The organism is Brevibacterium sp. ACRRH (assembly GCF_022346365.1).
Classification (GTDB): Bacteria; Actinomycetota; Actinomycetes; order Actinomycetales; family Brevibacteriaceae; genus Brevibacterium; species Brevibacterium paucivorans.
In genome coordinates, this window is the sequence record NZ_JAKRMN010000001.1 from 169,415 (window position 1) to 187,576 (window position 18,162).

The 18,162-nt window shown below is 58.0% G+C and carries 14 protein-coding genes and 3 tRNA genes; 5 read left to right on the forward strand and 12 right to left on the reverse strand.

Going from position 1 to position 18,162, the window contains the following annotated elements; all coding sequences use genetic code 11:
* Positions 1-110: 110 nt before the first annotated feature.
* On the forward strand, positions 111-2,696 hold the full coding sequence (locus tag MHX53_RS00765; protein WP_239270896.1) for a hypothetical protein: 2,586 nt from the start codon (positions 111-113) through the stop codon (positions 2,694-2,696).
* The gene (locus tag MHX53_RS00770) at positions 2,696-3,535 is read left to right on the forward strand and encodes a lytic murein transglycosylase (protein WP_239270897.1); all 840 of its coding nucleotides are present in this window, start codon (positions 2,696-2,698) and stop codon (positions 3,533-3,535) included. Before MHX53_RS00765 ends, MHX53_RS00770 begins: the two co-directional genes overlap by 1 nt.
* 71 nt (positions 3,536-3,606) lie before the next feature.
* On the opposite strand, the gene MHX53_RS00775 is transcribed toward MHX53_RS00770, so the two are convergent.
* The 7 genes from MHX53_RS00775 to MHX53_RS00805 all read right to left on the reverse strand — a co-directional run bounded on the left by MHX53_RS00775 (position 3,607) and on the right by MHX53_RS00805 (position 9,597).
* The gene (locus MHX53_RS00775) at positions 3,607-5,334 is read right to left on the reverse strand and encodes an AMP-binding protein (RefSeq protein ID WP_239270898.1); all 1,728 of its coding nucleotides are present in this window, start codon (positions 5,332-5,334) and stop codon (positions 3,607-3,609) included.
* Positions 5,335-5,488: 154 nt separating this feature from the next.
* On the reverse strand, positions 5,489-6,826 hold the full coding sequence (locus tag MHX53_RS00780; protein WP_239270899.1) for an MFS transporter: 1,338 nt from the start codon (positions 6,824-6,826) through the stop codon (positions 5,489-5,491).
* A gap of 124 nt (positions 6,827-6,950) precedes the next feature.
* Positions 6,951-7,373 carry a cupin domain-containing protein gene (locus MHX53_RS00785; protein WP_204514977.1) on the reverse strand — a complete coding sequence of 141 codons (423 nt, stop codon included), beginning with the start codon at positions 7,371-7,373 and terminating at the stop codon, positions 6,951-6,953.
* A gap of 90 nt (positions 7,374-7,463) precedes the next feature.
* Positions 7,464-9,155, reverse strand: a complete 1,692-nt coding sequence (locus MHX53_RS00790; protein ID WP_239270900.1) for an OmpA family protein — start codon at positions 9,153-9,155, stop codon at positions 7,464-7,466.
* 134 nt (positions 9,156-9,289) lie between these two features.
* Positions 9,290-9,362: transfer RNA gene (locus tag MHX53_RS00795), tRNA-Phe, on the reverse strand.
* Positions 9,363-9,423: 61 nt separating this feature from the next.
* A tRNA-Asp gene (locus MHX53_RS00800) sits at positions 9,424-9,497 on the reverse strand.
* 27 nt (positions 9,498-9,524) lie between these two features.
* A tRNA-Glu gene (locus MHX53_RS00805) sits at positions 9,525-9,597 on the reverse strand.
* Between the two features lie 185 nt (positions 9,598-9,782).
* On the opposite strand from MHX53_RS00805, the gene MHX53_RS00810 reads away from it, so the two are divergent.
* Positions 9,783-10,133: a metallopeptidase family protein gene (locus tag MHX53_RS00810; RefSeq protein WP_239270901.1), complete on the forward strand. Its 351-nt coding sequence runs from the start codon at positions 9,783-9,785 to the stop codon at positions 10,131-10,133.
* A gap of 172 nt (positions 10,134-10,305) precedes the next feature.
* Entirely contained in the window at positions 10,306-10,806 is a 501-nt protein-coding gene (gene ybaK, locus MHX53_RS00815; RefSeq protein ID WP_102238992.1) for a Cys-tRNA(Pro) deacylase, read from the forward strand.
* 26 nt (positions 10,807-10,832) lie between these two features.
* On the opposite strand, the gene MHX53_RS00820 is transcribed toward ybaK, so the two are convergent.
* Positions 10,833-11,486, reverse strand: coding sequence for a YigZ family protein (locus MHX53_RS00820; RefSeq protein ID WP_239270902.1), 654 nt, complete (start codon positions 11,484-11,486; stop codon positions 10,833-10,835).
* Between the two features lie 115 nt (positions 11,487-11,601).
* On the opposite strand from MHX53_RS00820, the gene MHX53_RS00825 reads away from it, so the two are divergent.
* A complete protein-coding gene (locus MHX53_RS00825; RefSeq protein WP_239270903.1) occupies positions 11,602-12,954 on the forward strand; it encodes an aspartate aminotransferase family protein in 1,353 nt (450 codons plus the stop codon).
* On the opposite strand, the gene MHX53_RS00830 is transcribed toward MHX53_RS00825, so the two are convergent.
* The 4 genes from MHX53_RS00830 to MHX53_RS00845 form a co-directional block, all read right to left on the reverse strand.
* A complete protein-coding gene (locus MHX53_RS00830; protein WP_239270904.1) occupies positions 12,951-14,183 on the reverse strand; it encodes a M20 family metallo-hydrolase in 1,233 nt (410 codons plus the stop codon). The two genes, MHX53_RS00825 and MHX53_RS00830, sit on opposite strands and share 4 nt — an antisense overlap.
* An 84-nt stretch (positions 14,184-14,267) precedes the next feature.
* Positions 14,268-15,902, reverse strand: a complete 1,635-nt coding sequence (locus MHX53_RS00835) for an amidohydrolase (RefSeq protein WP_239270905.1) — start codon at positions 15,900-15,902, stop codon at positions 14,268-14,270.
* 41 nt (positions 15,903-15,943) lie between these two features.
* A complete protein-coding gene (locus MHX53_RS00840; RefSeq protein WP_102238997.1) occupies positions 15,944-17,254 on the reverse strand; it encodes an MFS transporter in 1,311 nt (436 codons plus the stop codon).
* Between the two features lie 82 nt (positions 17,255-17,336).
* A complete protein-coding gene (locus MHX53_RS00845; protein ID WP_102238998.1) occupies positions 17,337-18,137 on the reverse strand; it encodes a sulfite exporter TauE/SafE family protein in 801 nt (266 codons plus the stop codon).
* Positions 18,138-18,162 lie beyond the last annotated feature (25 nt).

The window sequence follows — 18,162 nt, forward strand, 5'->3', positions numbered from 1 at the left end:
GGGAGCTTAACGGACGTTTAGACGTAACGGCGAGTTTTCTGTGTGTTAACTTTTATATGGTCTACTCAGTTTTGGCCAATAAAGGCACATACCCCCTCAGGAGAATACTCGTGCGGATGTTACGCAGTCCGCGAGTGCCCGGCGCAATCCCCACAGTAGCGGCCGCGGTACTTGCACTAGTCATCATGCCTGGACACTTTGTCGAGGCGGCGCCCACGATCGTTTCTAACGAACGGTCGGACGCGCAACCGGCGGCCAGTGCAAAGGACCGCAAGCTCCTCGACCGGCCCTCATTGAGGGTCGGCGAGGACGGCCTTACTATCGATGACCCGCGTGGCCAGGACAAGGTCTTGCCCACAAATGACGTCATTATTGGCGCTGAGGATGGGACGTTTAACTCCGTTATTCGCCCCCACGACCTCACACCCCAGGACCAGCCAGTGAGCGTGTCCGTCACAGGCGCCAAAGTCGTGAAGCCTAACGGTGAGAAGAAGGCCGGTGTGCGTGTGGACATCACCTCGAGTGCAACCGAGCGTAAGGTGTCTACCTACTCGCCCATCAGCTCAAATGCCTCCCGCGCCTTCGACGTCGACCATGAATACCCACTCTCGTGGGAACTCACACAGGTAGACGACCTCACGGAAACTCCTGAAACCACACCAACGCCAACGACCTCGGCCACACCTGAACAAACCCCCACCCAAAGTGAGCAACCCAGCGCAAACGCCTCCGCAACTCCCTCACAACACCCCGTGCCAGGCGGAACCGTTGCTCCCACCGAAGAACAAGCCACGCCGACCGAAACGCCAACCGGTCCGGTGAGCAACGACCCCACGCCAAGCGAAACCCCCGCGCCAGGCGAACAGGAAACGCCTAATGATGCGGAAACGCCTGGTACTGAAACAGCCCCAGAATCACAAGATCTAGATGACCTTGACGTTTCAGTGTTTTGCGTGGCTGTGACGGTTTCGCATGTACGTGAAACATTCCAGTTGGGTAACTCGTTCCCCGCCACGGCCCCCACCCTGACCCAGAAAACGAGCAATTTGACTATTGCGGTTGGGAAAGATTGGAAGAAGGCAGCCCAGGAGATCACTGTCGACTGCGACGCCACGAACACCCCACGTCCAAGTGAAGCTGGTGCCCACATGTTGCCACTGGACCCAGCGGACAAAGCCGATTCCACGACCGAAGAACGGTACTACGAGGTCGAAAAGGACACGAGCGACTTGGGCTTCTCCTTCAGTGGAGACGCGGCGATGCAACAGTTCCAGTTCAACCTCATCGACGCGCCTGAAGGTGCAACAGCTCACTACCGCAACGGTACGGTCAACCCTCACACCAAGAAGCCAGTCAAAGACGAACCCAAACGTAGCGATAAGCCGGGCAACAAGCCCGCTGAACCTAAAGAATGGGCCGGGTCGCTCGAACTTCGGCGCAACACGGTCAGCAAGGTGCGCCACCGCACCAACGCATCACGTGACCTATTCGCAACCTGGAAGTTCAGCAAACCTGGCGTGTACTGCGTAGGGTACGGAACCCGTTCCATGACCAAAGAAGGCGCCTCAGACGAATGGACGGACTTTCACGACATCCTTAAGTTCGTAGTAGGTGGAGCCGACCCAGCGACGGTCAACTGCAAACAGTCCGCACTGTTTAATAACTCGGGACTTCGATTCCCCATCACAGCACCGTTCGTGAAGGAAGAGAAGCCCACGCCTAAGGCAACGGAAACTCCGACGACCTCGGCGACTCCAACTGCGACATCCACGCCAACCAAGGCGAAAGAAACGCCAGAACCAACGGAGTCCGCAACGGTCGAGTCTGGAGACGAAGCAACAGACGAAGCGACGGATGGAGCCACGGACGGCGCAACCGATGGCGCCACAAACGGGGCCTCGGCAACACCCACAGCGGACCCCAACGTCAAGATCGTGCGCGCGCCATCCGGCGTGAAAATGTGCCCGGCTGATATCAAGGGCCAGCAGCAGCTCCGCTCTGGAAACTTCATCTTCCATGTTGCAGATGACATCAAGGTGAGCAACCGCAAGGGTAACCGGTCGGTCCCAGCTGATTCGACCTCGGTGGTCTCCCAATCCGCAACCCGTACCGCACAGGCCGGAATTGCCGACTTCGTGGACCCGCAGGGAACCTACTGGGCAACCGGTGGGGCTGGTGCCAGCGCCCCGTCCTTCGAGTGGAACACCTCGGCAAGTAAGGACGAAGTCGAAATCAGCATGCACCAGATCAGCGGACCGGGTGACGCGATTGTGTTCGGACCCGAGAGTGACGGGCCTGGACTCAGTGACGGCGACACCGGAAAACTGGCTCCAGGTGAAAGCGGTGCGCTCACGTTTGGTTTCAACAAGGTGGGCGAATATGAGCTTGAAATCAAGGTGGGCTCAAAGGGCTACAAAATGAAGTTCGCCGTGGGTGACACGGTAGACACTGCCCGGTCGCTGGTCACCTCAAACATCTTGAGCTCGTGTGCCGGAAGTGCTGTGCAGCAGAACCTGCTCCAGCCATCTGACGATGAGACTGAACAGACCGAGGCAAAGCCTCACGAGAAGAACATTGACCAGGTGAAAGGGCAACTGGGCGACGAGTGGTGGACCATTTCCATCGCAGGAATCGTTCTTGCCGCCATTCTGATTGGCTTCATCGTCATGGTCGTACTGAACAGCAGGAGGTACTGATGGGCACCGGCTCGAAAGTGTTCGTTGCGTTAGCGGGACTCCTGGCTCTGGGCCTCCTGGTGGGATCCGGTGTTGTGATCACCAAGCTGTCCCTCCAGCCCGAGAGCAGTCAGGCTGCGTCACCGCAAGCCCCAGACCCTGCGCCTGTGCCAACTGCGGATTCGCTGGGCGAATCCGGTGATGACCCAACTGCGACACCAACAGCGGACCCCGCAGCTGTTGCTAAAGCAAACCTGTCGCTGGACTGGCTCGACGAAACATCGAAGAAAACCAACATCCCGCGTCGCGTTCTGCAGGCCTATGTTGGGGCTTCTCTGTGGGGTAAGCGCCAGTATCCTTCGTGTAACCTCAACTGGAACACGCTGGCCGCGATCGGTGCGGTTGAGTCCAACCACGGTCGCTTGGGCGGAGCCAAGATTAAAGATGACGGCAACGCCGACAAGGACATTTTGGGCCCCCAGCTGAACGGTCAGGGATTCAAGCGGATCGAGGACACGGACAACGGGAGCCTCGACGGTGACACCGAATTCGACCGCGCTGTTGGGCCTATGCAGTTCTTGCCACAGACCTGGCGCAGCATGGCCAAGGACGGAAATGGTGACAAGCGCGCCGACCCCAACAACATCGACGACGCTACCGTGACCGCAGTGGCATACCTGTGTAAATCAGGGAACATGGGCACGTCGGTCGGCTGGGACAAGACAATTCGCTCATACAACAACTCAGACGACTACGTGCAAAAAGTGTTCAACACCGCGAACAACATTGCGCGTGTGGCAGCCCCCGCACCGGCACCTGCGCCAGCGACGGTGCCCGCTAACAACGGGCAGCGCCGCTAACCCGCCCGGGGTGTCGTTGCGCTGCTAACCCACCCGGGGCGCCCTGGCCAATCCCAAGGCGCCGCCGAGCGTTACTTACCCTCAATGAGTTGCGCGCCCTCGGCGCGCAACTCCACTTTGCGGATCTTGCCGGACACCGTCATGGGGAAGTCTGTGCGCACTTCCACATACCGCGGAATCTTGTAGTGCGCGAGTTTCCCTTGAGCGAAAGCCTTAACGTCCTCGGCGGTCAGAGTGCCATTGGGGTCTCGCAAGATCACCCATGCAAGAAGCTCCTCGCCGTACGTGGAGTCGGGCACACCCACCACCTGCACGTCCCGAATAGCGGGGTGCGTGTAGAGGAACTCCTCGATCTCACGCGGGTAAATGTTTTCGCCACCGCGAATCACCATGTCCTTAATGCGGCCGGAGATGTCCAGGTAGCCGTCTGCGTCCATGATGGCGAGGTCGCCCGTGTGCATCCAGCCTGCGTCGTCAATCGCTTCAGCAGTCTTGTCTGGTTCGTTCCAGTAACCGCGCATCACCGAGTACCCGCGCGTACACAGTTCGCCTTTCTGCCCACGTGGCAACGGCAGTCCGGTGACAGGGTCAGCGACCTTCACCTCGACTTGAGGCATGACCCGGCCCACCGTCTGCGTGCGACGCTCAATCGAATCGTCTGCACGCGTCATGGTGGACACAGGGGAAGTTTCGGTCATTCCGTAACAGATTGCCACCTCGGCCATATTCATCCGATCAATGACCTTGTTCATGACCTCCACTGGGCACGTGGAGCCGGCCATGACGCCCGTGCGCAGAGTGCCGAGGTCGTACTGGCCAAAGTTCTCCAACTCCAGTTCCGCGATGAACATGGTCGGCACGCCGTACAGCGAAGTTGCCTTGTGGGCGGTGACGGCCTCCAGGGTCTTCTGCGGGTTGAAACCGGGGTTGGGGATGATTGCGGTGGAGCCGTGCGAGTAGGCCGCGAGGATCCCAATCACCATGCCAAAGCAGTGGAAGAACGGCACGGGGAGGCACACGCGGTCGGCCGGCGTGTAGCTGAGTAGCTCGCCAATGAAGTACCCGTTGTTCAGCAGGTTGTGGTGGGTCAGAGTCACGCCTTTGGGGAACCCGGTAGTTCCCGAGGCGTACTGCAGGTTGATGGGGTCGTCGGCGTTGAGTTCGTGGGAGATCGCTTCGAGGCGCTGGGCCATTTTGGCGCCCGAGGTCTGCGCGAGTTCATTGCCTCGCGTCAGCAGGGTGGAAAGGAGTTCTGTGGGGTTGAGGGTGTGTTCGGTGTGGGTGTGTGGGGTGGGTTCCGAGGTGGCTTCCGGGTTGTGGTTGGGGTTTGGCGTGTCGATGTAGACGAGTTGGAGGTTGGGCACCTGGGTGTTGACTTCCCGGGCAATGGCCACGAAGTCGGAGTGTGGGGGTGCCGAGATTTGGCTGATGAGCATGGTCATGCCGGACTGTTTGACCACGTATTCAAGTTCGTGGGCACGGTATGCCGGGTTGATGTTGACCAGGATTGCGCCCAGTTTGGCGCATGCATACATGACGATGACCCATTCGGGGAGGTTCTGGGCCCAGATTCCTACGCGGTCGCCCTTCTTGATGCCACGCTCGATCAGCCCGTATGCCAAGAAGTTGGCTTGTTCGTTGAGCTGCTCGTATGTGTATGTGCGCCCCGTTGGGTGGTCGATCAGGGCAATGGCCTGTGGGTTTGAGGCGACCAGTTTTTGGAAGTGCCCGTCGATCGTGTCACCCAAGAGGGGTGCTGATGAAGGTCCGGAGGAGTAGGAGAGTTGGGCCGACGTCATTGGCGCTCCTTTGCGTGCAACGCGTGAGTGTTGTTTCAGTTAGTCACTGTTTACTGACCTGTTTGTAATATAAGTCACACGCTGGAGTGATGCAATAGTGTGTCGCAGTGAGAAACGCGTACGGCCGGGGGAGTGGTCTGGCAGCGTTGTGGGCCTATTGTTTGCGCGAAACATCGGGCAGTTTGGCCCCGGTAAAGACGCCCACCAACCCCATAACCGCGAGGAAACCTAGCGCATAGAACACGTGGATTGTGGCTAGTGCGGAACTGATTCCACCCACGATCAGCAGCATGAATCCCATGGCCGAGTTGGACACCGCCACGTAAGTTGTGCGCATGTCGCCTTCAGCTATATCCACCACATATGTTTTACGTCCCACACGGATGCCTGTGTGCATGAGGGTGATGAGGAAATATGCCACCACGAACACCACGCTGATGAGCGTGTGCTGATCTTTCAGGACAGGGATGGACGCGATGAGGATCGTGGCCACGATGATGGTGGACGCGACTGCCGCGCCTATGTTCATGAGCCGTTTGCTTGATGCGTCGGCAAATCGGCCGAAAAACCGGCCGCCCACAAGCGAAGCCAGTCCAGACGCGATGACGAACCCGCCTAGACCAGTAAGGCCCGATGCGCCCGATTGGACAGAAAGCATGACGACGAACGGTGGGCTCAGGGAGGAAACAAGGAGCAGTGAGCGTACCGTGACGAAATGGCGAAACAGCCGGTCGGTTCGTAACAGGTCGATCGTTTCTTTGAGCCAGTTTGGTTTGTCGGCGCTCTGTGTTGACTTTGCGGAAGCGGGCTTTGATGACTCTGCATCGCTTGGTTCATCGATGGTGATGTACACGGCGGCTACTGCCACCCACAGGGCCGCCCCTAAGCCCAGAATCCACGCAAGTGTTTGCGGTGTGAGCTCGTCGCCACCCCACACACGAATCGCTAGCCCCAAGGTGATCGCCACGAACCCGGCGACAGTGGTGGCTAAACCGTTGATCTGGCCGCGCTCGCCTTTGGGGATCGTGCGACCTTGCACGTCCTTAGATGCGATCGAGCACAAGCACCGGCCACCGGCAAAAACGGCCAGTGCGGCAATGATGGTGAGCCCGGCTGCAAGCCCAGATGCGAAAACGGTAACACCCGTCATCACCGCCACCGAGGCAGCCTGCGTGAGCGCTCCGGCAATGAACACGTGTTTGCGGTAGCGCGCCTTCACCACCAGGGGAGTGAGTGCTGCTTGCGGAAGCATCGAGCCGGACTCGCGAATCGGGACCAGAAGCCCCGCCAGCGCCGGTGGCACGCCCAAGGCTGAGAATAGCCACGGGAGCACCGTGGAGGCGTTGACCGTTTGGTCGCCGGAGGACTGCAGGGCGTTGGCCGTGATGAGCTTGAGCCCGTTCGATGCGACCTGTGAGCGTTCACGTGCAGGCATGTCCGCTTCAGCGTCACGTTTCATGAGTGCTGAATACAGTTTGTCGGTTGTGCTCACAGTCGTTGTCCTCGTCTGGCGGGTGGTGGCAGAAAACATGCCCGAGGTCGTTCCCTCCTTGACAGCGCAAGGTGGGAACGACCTCGGCGGGTTAGAAACCGGTTACCTGGGTGTCAGGCGTAACTCAGTGTTCGTGGGCTTCAGCTTCTTCTGCTTCTGCTTGCGTCTTGTGCACCGTGCCGTGCGGGTGGTGGGCAGGCGCGTAGATGCTGTACAGCTTCATGGGCTCGTCGCCGATGTTGACGATGTTGTGCCACACACCCTTAGGGACGATGACGGCCCAGTCGGCTGACACTTCCTGTTCAAACGTGAAGTTGTCCTTGGCGGGGCCCATCTTTGCGAGTCCCTTGCCCTGTTCGAGGCGCAGGAACTGGTCGTTTTCGGTGTGGACTTCCAGTCCTACGTCGCCACCGACGGGAATTTCCATGAGCGTGACCTGGAATTCTTCGCCGGTCCACAGGGCAGTGCGGAAGTTTTCGTTTTCTAGGGTGACTTCTTCAATGTTGACTGCGTACGGGTTAGGCCCGTTGTCCTTGATCTCTGCCATATGCCCACTGTATGCGCCCGAGGTGTGGGTGTTCTAGCGAGGAAAGGCTTGGCTATGTTCTGTGGGAGGGTCCCGTTGAGGTGGGGTCTGTTACTTTGAGCGGGCTTCGAGGTCTTTCAGGTCGATGTCCCACTTTCCGGAGTCGCCAATACGGAGTGTGACCTTTCCTTCGTCGAGCAGTTTTTTGGGGAAGTATCCGTACATGGGCGCTGGCGTGGAGTAACCGGTGCGGTCGGTGCCGGTCGCTTCAGTACACAGGCATCCGCGCCCGGCAACTTGCGGTGAGAAGTGCATGATGTTGTTGGAATCGATGAGGGAGACGTATCCGCTGGACGGGGCGAGATCGCCGGTGAAGTCGTTGAGCCCGAACTGGAACTCGGTATTTCCGGGCACTCCGTTGAAGTAGGAAAAGTTGGGTGTGTTGCCGGTGACCGAGAAGCCATAGTCGATGCGGACATAGCCGTCCTTTTCGGCGACTTTGTTGATGTCGATACGGATGGGGTTGTCGTGGCTCTCGGGTAGGAGGAATTCTGCTGAAGCAAGTGCCCCGTCGGGTGGAGTGATGCTTTTGACCTTGGGTACGTCCTTAGTGCGTTGCCCGGTGTCGACTTGAAGGTCGTTAGTATCGGTGGGTTTAAACTCGAAGCTGACGCGCCGGTTTTTGGCCTGGTTGGCTTTGAGGTCGTGTCCTTGACTGTCGAAGTTCTTTGCGATGGGTTGTGTTTCGCCACGACCTTCGGTTTCGAGCTGTACGTTCGTGAGCTGAGGCTGGAGCTCTTTTTGAACTGCTTGTGCGCGGTCTTCGGAAAGCTTCTTGTTGTAGTTTTCGTCGCCTTTTGCGTCGGTGTGCCCGACGATCTTTACAGTCTGGCCGGTGGCCTGTTGGTTGAGAGTCTTGGCCACGTTGCCAAGGACTTTATGACCCTTGTCGTTAATGTCGGATTTGTCGAAGTCAAAGAGGACGTCGGCGGTGATGTTCAGTGCGGTAGTTGCATCGGCTGTGCTTGTCGATGAACCTAGTAAAGATTCTGTTTTGTCCTGGAGTTTGTCGATGTATCGCTTGGCTTCTGGTGAGCCGTATTCGTCGGCAGGGTCCTCATTGTCAGCAAATGTGGCAATGTCTGGGGCCGGGTTGGTAAACGGTTGGTTGTCGGTGATGGTGACGGGTTGGTCGATGGGGCCACTCCACTCACTGGGGATAACCCGGACTTCTTTGTTTGCTGGTGCTGGGAAGTCGACCCAGAAGAGTTCGACGCGTTCCTTTGTGGTGGGAACATCGCTGGAACGAGAGTGAATGCCTGAACAGTGGCACTTGTCCCTGTTCGATTCATCGTTGAGCTGAAGCGGGGAGATGATCTCGTTGGTCTGAGGGTCCCAAAGCTTGGTGGTGGGCGAATAGTTAAGAGCGTCCATGCCACTTGCCAGAGCACGGGAACCCATGAATGGGCCCGACTCTGGTTCGAGCCATGCCGCGACCATACGCACGTTGTCGCCCTTACGGTCTAGGGAGAGGACCTGGAAGCGTCCTTTCGTGATGTACTCGGGCCCTCCGTTTGACCAGGGTAGTTGAAGGTCGAAGTGAGCCAGCCCGTCTCCCAAACGCGCGTCCGTCTTATACCCGTCGATGTTCTGGATGCCCGGTGTTGCGTCCGGGTTCGGAGCGCCAGGAGCTGGCTGTTCGTTGTTACCGCTGGAGTTGGATCCGGCGTCCTTGCTGGTGCAAGCGGAAACACTCAATACAGCGCACAGAGCGACAGCGATAGCAGCGAACAGTTTTCGCATGGGGACTCCTGAGGGGGATGGGCATCCACTTTGTTGTAAGTCACACTATCAAGGGGTGGGGCTCGGAGCCGTGGCAAAAGTTAAGAGGCCTCGTTTTCCCAGGTCATGCTGGGTAACAAGGCCTCTTCATGTTGTGGCTCCGACCGGCGTCGATCCGGTGACCTTTCGATTTTCAGTCGAACGCTCTACCAACTGAGCTACAGAGCCATGGTCGCTTAGCTAACCATAGAACAAAGGCTCTTCTTTTCAGAAGAGCCAAGTTGCTCCGCGACCCTGACGGGACTCGAACCCGCGACCTCCGCCGTGACAGGGCGGCGCGCTAACCAACTGCGCCACAGGGCCTGATATGCATGGAGTGTTTCCACTGCGTACCCCCAACGGGATTTGAACCCGTGCCGCCGCCGTGAAAGGGCGGTGTCCTAGGCCGCTAGACGATGGGGGCCTGCCGATTCGACCTCGCGCAACCGTGATTGCGACCTGGTGTCTTTCGGACCTTGGATAGCTTAGCCTGAAAGTGGTGCACAATGCAAAACGAGCAGGGAGTGATCTGAAACACCCCGCATAAAACAGCGACGCGAGCACAACAAAACCGGCCTTTTCGACCGTGAAACTCCGTAGGATTCAAGCGTGGAACAGATCAGTGATGAGGACTTCGACGCGCTCGTAGAGGAAGCGCTTGAACTCATGCCTCAAGAGTTGAAGGCGCACATGGACAATGTGGTCATCTTTGTTGAGGATACATCCCCAGAAGGGGAACCGCCCATGTTGGGCGTCTACGACGGAATCGCGCTCACGGAGCGTGGTACTGACTATGGGTTCGTTCCACCGGATACCGTCACACTGTTTAAGGAACAACTCGTTGACTTCGCGCTTGACGAAGAAGATCTGCGCGAACAGATCTACATCACGATCGTCCACGAAATCGCGCACCACTACGGAATCGACGACGAACGCCTGCACGAACTGGGGTGGGGTTAAAGCCACCACGCGCTCTCAGGCTCCCTGAAGATAAATCCGCCTAGTCTGCAAAAATACGTGATCCGGGCTTTACAATTGGCTCCTTGCCGACTCGTTCGTTTATGGTTGCTTGGATAGCTTTAATCACGAACTTCGCGTTCGAACCGGTGAGCAGGGAGGCGTACCAGCGCACATGTCGATTGCATCTCGATCGCACACGACCGCCACTCCAGCACTTCGGGTTCTCAACCTCGCTGGAGTTGAGTACCAAGTGCACGAATTTGAACACGACCCACATGTGCGACGCTACGGTACTGAAGCGGCACAAAAACTGGGTGTGGAATCCGGGCGCGTTTTCAAAACCCTCATCATCATGGTCGATGGCGAACCGTTTTCAGCTTTGGTCCCAGTCTCAGGCCAGCTGGATCTGAAACTTCTCGCGCAGGCTACCGGAGGCAAAAAAGCTCAGCTCGCTGGAATCGCAACCAGCGAGCGTCGCACCGGATACCCCACAGGCGGTATCAGTCCATTTGGACAACGGAATTCGTGCCCAGTTGTTATCGACCACTCGGCGCATGACCACGAAACAATTTTCGTGTCCGCAGGCAAGCGTGGTTTGGAAATCGAAATCCGCCCCACCGACCTCATCATGATCACCGACGCCCGCGTCGACCGGATCGCAGCCCTCGACTAACCAGCCACGCAGCTAAGAATCCCCGCTTACGCGTACGTCGGTTCGCCGGCCACCGCATGCGCCTGACCGGCAGAAATGTCGGCTAACACCGCGCCCATCTCATCAATATGGGCAGGCGCAACCCCTAACGTCAGCGTCACTGCTTGCGCATATTGCGCGTCGATCACCGCCCATCCGTGCTGTTCGCACTTTGCCTTTGCCACCTCGGCCTGGGCGTAATCCAAGGTCACCGTGACCGGGACGACCAACGTGCGGGTCACCCGGGTAAGCCCCTCCAACGCCGCCGAGGTGGCCGCCCCGTACGCGCGCACCAAACCTCCCGCTCCCAGCAGGGTGCCACCGAAATACCTGGTCACCACCGCAACCACGTAAGTGAGCTGGTTTCCGGTAAGCACGTCGAGCATGGGAGTTCCCGCCGTTCCTGACGGTTCCCCGTCGTCGTTGCACCGTTGCGTGCGCGCGTCCGGGTCCAGGACAAACGCGGTACACCAGTGCCGAGCTTTCGGGTGCTTCGACTTCTCCTGATCAATGATGTCGCGGGCGGCGGGTTCGCTTTCAACGTGGGCGACGCGACCAATGAAGCGTGACTTCTTAATCTCGATTTCTGCGGTCGCATCACCTTTCACGGTGGTATATGACGTGACGGGGAATCCGTCTAACAGGTCAACGTCGAAGTCCATACGTGCCAGTTTCGCACAGTGTGGTCAAAGTGTGGGCGCGGCCGAGGTGCGCGCCGGCCGTCCCGTAACCTGGCTCCAATCCTGTAAAAGGGTGCAACGGATGAAAGGAAACTCCATGAACTTCAATGATGAAGATCTCACGGCGTTAAAAGCGGAGTCGGCACGTGCATATGAGCTGGATCGCGCGCATGTTTTCCACAGTTGGTCAGCCCAGCAGACCCTTACGCCCATGGTGATTTCACGCGCTTCTGGTTCGCGCGTGTGGGACGGGGAAGGCAACAGCTTCCTGGACTTTTCTTCCCAGCTGGTCAACACGAACATTGGTCATCAACACCCTGCTGTTGTGCAGGCAATCAAGGATCAAGCAGACCTGCTCACCACCATCAACCCCGCGCACGTCAACGCGGCCCGTTCGGAAGCCGCACGGTTGATTTCGGAACTGCTTCCAGATTCCCTCAACCACGTGTTCTTCACCAACGGAGGTGCGGACGCCAATGAACACGCGATCCGCATGGCCCGGCTGCACACGGGTAAGCACAAGGTGCTTTCGCGGTATCGCAGCTACCACGGTGGCACAAACCTTGCGATCAACGTCACTGGTGACCCTAGGCGTGTTCCGAACGATGCGCCTGCCCAGGGCACAATCCACTTCTTTGGACCGTTCCTGTACCGCTCCGAATTTCACGCTCAGACTGAAGAAGAGGAAACGAGCCGAGCTCTCCAGCACCTGCGTCGCACGATTGAGCTGGAAGGGCCGTCGACCATTGCCGCGATCATTCTGGAATCCATCCCAGGTACTGCCGGCATCATGGTCCCATCTGTGGAGTACATGCAGGGTGTGCGTGCGCTGTGCGATGAGTTCGGCATCATGTACATCGCGGACGAGGTGATGGCCGGGTTCGGACGTGCAGGCGAATGGTTCGCCTTTAACCGTTACGGCATCACGCCTGACCTAGTGACCTTCGCTAAAGGAGTGAACTCCGGGTATGTGCCACTGGGTGGCGTGGCCATGAGTGACGACATTTACGCAACCTTTGGTAAACGCGCGTATCCGGGTGGGCTCACGTACTCCGGGCACCCGCTCGCATGTGCTGCCGCCGTTGCCACCATCAACGCTATGCGTGATGAGCAGATGCTGGAACACGCACGTGCCATGGGTGAAGAGGTTGTGCGTCCGCGTCTAGAAAAGATCATGGCGAATTCCGCTCACGTAGGAGATGTGCGTGGAGCGGGTATGTTCTGGGCCATCGAGTTGGTCAAGGACCAAGAGACGCGCGAACCGTTGGCGCCATATGGCGGGTCATCACCGGAGATGAACCAGATCGTGGGCGGTATTAAGGCTGGAGGCGTGTTGCCTTTCGTTAACTTCAACCGGATTCACGTTGTTCCACCGATCAACATTAGTGAGGACGAACTTAACCAGGGGCTCGACGTTCTTGAGGACGTCATCACGAACGCGCGGTTCTAAAGGGAAGGCGTGCCCAACGCGCCTTCAATCAGCTTGTCCAGGACCCCGGTGAGCATGGTGACACCGGCAACCATGTCCTCTGGTTTTGTGTACTCGCCTTCGTTGTGGCTGATCCCGTCAACACTGGGCACGAACAGCATCACGGTGGGCACCATGTCTTTCATGTTCGTGGAGTCGTGGCCGGCAACCGTCATGATGTTGCGGTGACTCAACCCCATTTCTTCTGCGACACCTCGGGCCAATTCCACTCCGCGTTCGTCATACGGCAACAGTTCCCATGAGTGCGCGGTGTCCTTCTCGATTTTGACGTGCGCTAGCTCTTCGATCTGTGCGATCTTCTGGTGCAGTTTTTCGTCGGCGCGCTTCACAAGATCGGAGTCGGGCGAACGCATGTCCATGTGCAGTCGAACTTCACGGGGAACCACAACGGGGGAGTTGGGGAGAACATTCAGCTGGCCCACGGACGTGTGGATGCCGAACTCGTCAGCGATTTCTCGGGCGGTCACCACGAGGTGTGCTGCACCCAAGAGCGCGTCCTGCCGGTCAGCGATGACGGTTGAGCCGGTGTGCGCCTGTTCGCCGTGCACAATGAAGTGGTACTTCTGGGCCGCCCACGTGGCATCGACCAAGCCAATGTTGATGCCCTCCTCGTCGAGGATGCGACCCTGTTCAATGTGGATTTCCGCGTACGCGGCAGGGGCAGGCCCTTCACCATTTCCCAGGTAACCGCCGGCTTCAAGAGCCTCATGTACGGATACGCCTTCACTGTCGGTGACCTTTAGCGCGGTGTCGGCGTCCATCTTTCCGGTGAAAACCGAGGAACCCATCATGGAGGGCTGGAACCGTGAACCTTCTTCGTTAAACCAGTTGACGACGCCCAGGTTGAACTTAGGGGTGCGTCCGCTCTTCTCAACTTCCTTTTGGATCCGCCACACGGCGTGTGCGCCTGCCAGAACCCCGTACGCCCCGTCGAACTTTCCACCTAGGGGCTGTGAGTCCATGTGCGAACCCACCAGGACATAAGGTGCGCCTGGCGTCCATTCGACCAGTCCAAACTGGTTGCCAATTCGGTCGGTGGTCACCGTGAAACCACGCTCACGCATCCACGTGCCCAACCAGTTGCGTTGCTCAACATCGGGGCCGGTCATCGCTTCACGGTCCACACCTCCGGCAGGGGTCTGGCCGAACGACGACATGGTGTCGAAGTCATCAAGAAACTGCTGGTCCATAGTGGGCTCCTTAGTGTGGGTTGTGCGGGCGAGTGGATCGGGGACGAACGGTGAAGGCAAGGGGCGGTAGTGGCCGGTCATCGCTTACAGCTCCCGGTGGGTGAACTCCCCACCCACCATGGTGGCTCGCACCGGAATCTGCGCGATGGTCGTGGGGTCAACGGCTGTGGGGTCCGTGTCGAGGAACACCAGGTCGGCGAGTTTGCCAGGTGTGACCGTGCCTTTGATGTCCCCGTGTCCGGAGGCTTCTGCCGCGACCGAGGTGTACGCCTCGAGCGCTTGCTGTGGCGTGATGCATTCGTCTTCAGATCCGAACACGTCACCTGATCTGGTGCGACGGTCGACGAACGACTGGATTCCGCGCATCGCGTTTCCGTCTGCGCACGGCCGGTCGGAGGTTCCCGCGACGAGGACGCCGGCGTCGATGAAGGATTTGGCGCGGTAGAGCAAGCGCACGCGTTCATCTCCCAGGGACGTGTTCATCGAGTCTCCGATGGCATCTGCGAACGCCGCCTGCGGGGTGACCGCGATGTTGTATTTCGCAAGGGTGGGGATGAGTTCGTCGGCAACCATGCCGGCGTGTTCGATTCGGTTGGGGATGCCCGAGGCGGGTGCCCCAAACTTGTCGACGGCCTCGGTGATAAAGCGGGTGGCTTCATTGCATGCCAGGTCGCCAATCGCGTGGACGGCCAGTGACCACCCGGATTGGTATGCGGTGAGGATCTGTTGCCGTAACACCTCGGGGTCTTCTTGCAGGTAACCAGGGTGGTCCTTGCCGTGGTAGTTCTTGGTCAGTGCCGCGGTCTCACCGCTCATTGCACCGTCCATGAACACTTTGGTGGGTCCAATGTTGATCCAGTCGTCACCAAAGCCGGTGACCACGCCGAGGTCGAGTCCAACACCGTAGTCGTCTGATGGGTGCGCGTTGATGGTGTGAAGTGCCTCGATCATGGGCATGAGTTGGGCGCGGGCCCGTAGCTTTCCTTCACGGCGGGCGCGCATGTACGCGGTGACTTCGACGGGGGAGTGGCCAATCCATCCGGCGGCAATGCCAGCTTCGCCGAAACTTGTGATGCCTTCTTTTGCGTACTGTGCGGTGGCCAGGTCCAAGGCTTCAACGATCGCGTCTTGGCTGTACGGGCGGATGAGGTCCTGGATGAGCGACTGAGCTGTTTCCTCCACCAAACCAGTGGGGTTGCCGTTGTCGTCACGAACCACCTTTCCGCCGGCAGGCACTTGAAAGTCTGGGTCAAGAATCCCGGCCAGCTCAAGAGCGCGCGTGTTGGCGATCGCTGCGTGGCCGGATACCTTGCGCATGAAGAGGGGGCGGCCGTGGGTGATGCGGTCGAGTACCTCAAGGCTGGGGTATTCGTCGTTGTAGTCCTGTTGGGCGAACCCGGTTGCGTTAATCCATTCGCCTTCGGGAGTGTTCTTCGCGGCCTGCTCGACCTTTGCATAGAGATCTTCCATGCTGCCCAGTTTCTCGACGTTCACGCTGGCCAGAGTCAGACCAAACCACGTGGTGTGACAGTGGGCGTCGTTGAAACCGGGGGTGACGCATGCGCCCTGCGCATCGACGTTTTCATGGGCGGTGAGCCCCGCAATCTCGTCGTCAAGACCCACGATTTTTCCGTCGTAAATCCCAATGGTCGAAGCCTGCGGGCGACTGGGGTCCAGGGTCTTCACGGATGCGTTCGTGATCAGGGCGTCAAGTTTCATTTTTCACCTCTGGCGTCATTGCAAGTTGGTCAAAACCTAGCCTACGCTTTGTAGCCTTCGACTGCGATCGACAGACGCGGGGCTAGCAGTGATGCCAACGTCGTTACTCCCGCAATCACCATAAGCATGCACGGTGCTGGCCACCATGCATTTCCGGAGAACTTGAGAAGAGCAGTTGCAAGCGTCGGAATAAAACCGGCGAAAATCGCCGAAATGTTGGCACATAGGCTCACTCCAGACAGTCGAAACTGGGGTGGAAAGAGCGCAGTGAGAAGCGCGCCATTGACAGCGTAAGGAATGCTGAGGGCCCCTACGCCAAGTGTCATCCCCGCAATAACAAGAAGCGGGGCTTTCGTTTCCACCATAAAGAAAACGGGGAACGCCACAATGACCGTGAGAATACCGCCGAACGCAGAAACCCGGGCCGCACCCCAGCGTTCACCTAAGCGCCCAAATAGAACGATCACGACAATTTCAAATGCAGCCGCCAGGAGAGTCGCTCCCAGCATCAGATTGGACGACAAGTTCAGGAAGTTCTTTCCGTACGAAACAACAAATGTCGTGACAAGAAAGAAGCCCGCAACACCAAGAAAGTTGGTTCCGAATCCTACGAGCACTTGCGGCAGGGAGCTCTTGAATACCTGCAAAATGGGAGCTTCTTGCTTTTGTGCGTTTTCTTCCAGTTCACGGAAAACAGGTGTTTCGTCTAACTGTTTCCGAATGTAAAGAGCAACCACCAAAAGTGGGATAGCTAAGAGGAATGGAATACGCCAACCCCAAGCTTCGAAAGCTTCTTTTGGAACCAGTACGCCCACGATAAAGAAACCACCAGACGACAAGAGGGTTCCAATAGGAGAACCGATCTGTGGATATGAAGCGTAGCGAGCACGTCGATGTGCAGGAGCTGATTCTACTGCAGCTGTTACCGCTGAACCCCATTCACCGCCTACTGCCAAACCCTGACAAATGCGAAGAACCACCAACAAGATTGGGGCCCAGATTCCGATCTGGAAGTATGTGGGGAGCATGCCGATCATGCCGGTAGTGACACCGATTCCCACGATCGTCATCATGAGAACAGTCTTGCGTCCAAGTTTGTCTCCCAAGTGACCAAAAATAAGGCCACCTACTGGCCTGGCAACGAACCCGACTGCCATCGTGGCAAAAGACGCGAGAAGTGCGACCGCTTTGTCGTCGGAATGGAAAAACTGGACATTGAACACGATCGCGGCTGCAGTCGTGAAAAGAAAGAAGTCGTACCACTCCATAGCGGTCCCAACCAAAGCGGCCCGGGCAGCAACCCTTGCGGTTTCTTCGTTAGCTGAGTCGGGAATCTTTGCAGGAATCGACATGGAAACTCCTTATCGTTCGGTTGTGACTCTGGACACTCTAAAGTATTGAGCTCCATGCGTGAACATCATCCTGCAAGTGAGTTCACTTTTCTTTTTTACCGAACCTCACCCAGTGTGGATACCTCCGTGCAACGAGCTGGATCGCAGTGAAGATCAGCAGCAGTGAGAAGGCGTAGTTCGACTGTTTGGGCGTGATGAACTCTGCGATCCAAATGCCCAGCGGTGACACGACTGACGCTGTGATTCCCAGAATCGCAGCCGCCCTCAGATCCACATTCTTGTTCTGGTAGTTCACGATCGTGGCAGAAATTGACCCCGGAATCATCATGAGTAGGGAGGTTCCTTTCGCCACCAGGTCATTCGCCCCAAACAGCAGCACGAGTACTGGCACCATGACGATCCCGCCGCCCACGCCCAAAAGGGCCGAAAGGATCCCCACGATCACCCCGGTGATCACCAGAAGAATCCCCACAATAACCGTGATGTCAATGTGCGCGTCACGTGAAGGAACGATCAGGAACAAGCTTGGAATTATGAGCAGGAGGGCTACCAAGAACATCCAGAACAGGACAGACTCAGGCAGAATCTGCAGGAGTCGCCCACCGATCTGCGTCCCCACAATCATGCCCACGGCCAGCAAGATCGCTGCCGCCCAGTCGACCTGTCCCAGCGTCAGATACCCAATCGCGCCCACGATGGCCGTGGGAAGAATCGCAATGACCGAGGTCCCTGCCGCCAGTTTCTGCTTCATGCCCAGTAACAGCAGAAGAGGGACGATGATGAAACCGCCACCGACGCCAAAGAGGCCAGACATCAAGCCGGTGAAAGCGCCAATGAGCAGGAGAGACATGGGGGACAAGCGGGGAACGGTCGCATCAGCCATGAGGGTCCTTCCAGTCATCACTCGG

Coding starts and splice junctions, on each gene's coding strand:
- MHX53_RS00840 (WP_102238997.1), bottom strand. CDS start 17,254: ATGTCGATTCCTGCAAAGATTCCCGACTCAGCTAACGAAGAAACCGCA.
- MHX53_RS00845 (WP_102238998.1), bottom strand. CDS start 18,137: ATGGCTGATGCGACCGTTCCCCGCTTGTCCCCCATGTCTCTCCTGCTC.
- MHX53_RS00825 (WP_239270903.1), top strand. CDS start 11,602: ATGAACTTCAATGATGAAGATCTCACGGCGTTAAAAGCGGAGTCGGCA.
- MHX53_RS00820 (WP_239270902.1), bottom strand. CDS start 11,486: ATGGACTTCGACGTTGACCTGTTAGACGGATTCCCCGTCACGTCATAT.
- MHX53_RS00790 (WP_239270900.1), bottom strand. CDS start 9,155: ATGCGAAAACTGTTCGCTGCTATCGCTGTCGCTCTGTGCGCTGTATTG.
- MHX53_RS00770 (WP_239270897.1), top strand. CDS start 2,696: ATGGGCACCGGCTCGAAAGTGTTCGTTGCGTTAGCGGGACTCCTGGCT.
- MHX53_RS00830 (WP_239270904.1), bottom strand. CDS start 14,183: ATGGACCAGCAGTTTCTTGATGACTTCGACACCATGTCGTCGTTCGGC.
- MHX53_RS00835 (WP_239270905.1), bottom strand. CDS start 15,902: ATGAAACTTGACGCCCTGATCACGAACGCATCCGTGAAGACCCTGGAC.
- MHX53_RS00775 (WP_239270898.1), bottom strand. CDS start 5,334: ATGACGTCGGCCCAACTCTCCTACTCCTCCGGACCTTCATCAGCACCC.
- ybaK (WP_102238992.1), top strand. CDS start 10,306: ATGTCGATTGCATCTCGATCGCACACGACCGCCACTCCAGCACTTCGG.
- MHX53_RS00785 (WP_204514977.1), bottom strand. CDS start 7,373: ATGGCAGAGATCAAGGACAACGGGCCTAACCCGTACGCAGTCAACATT.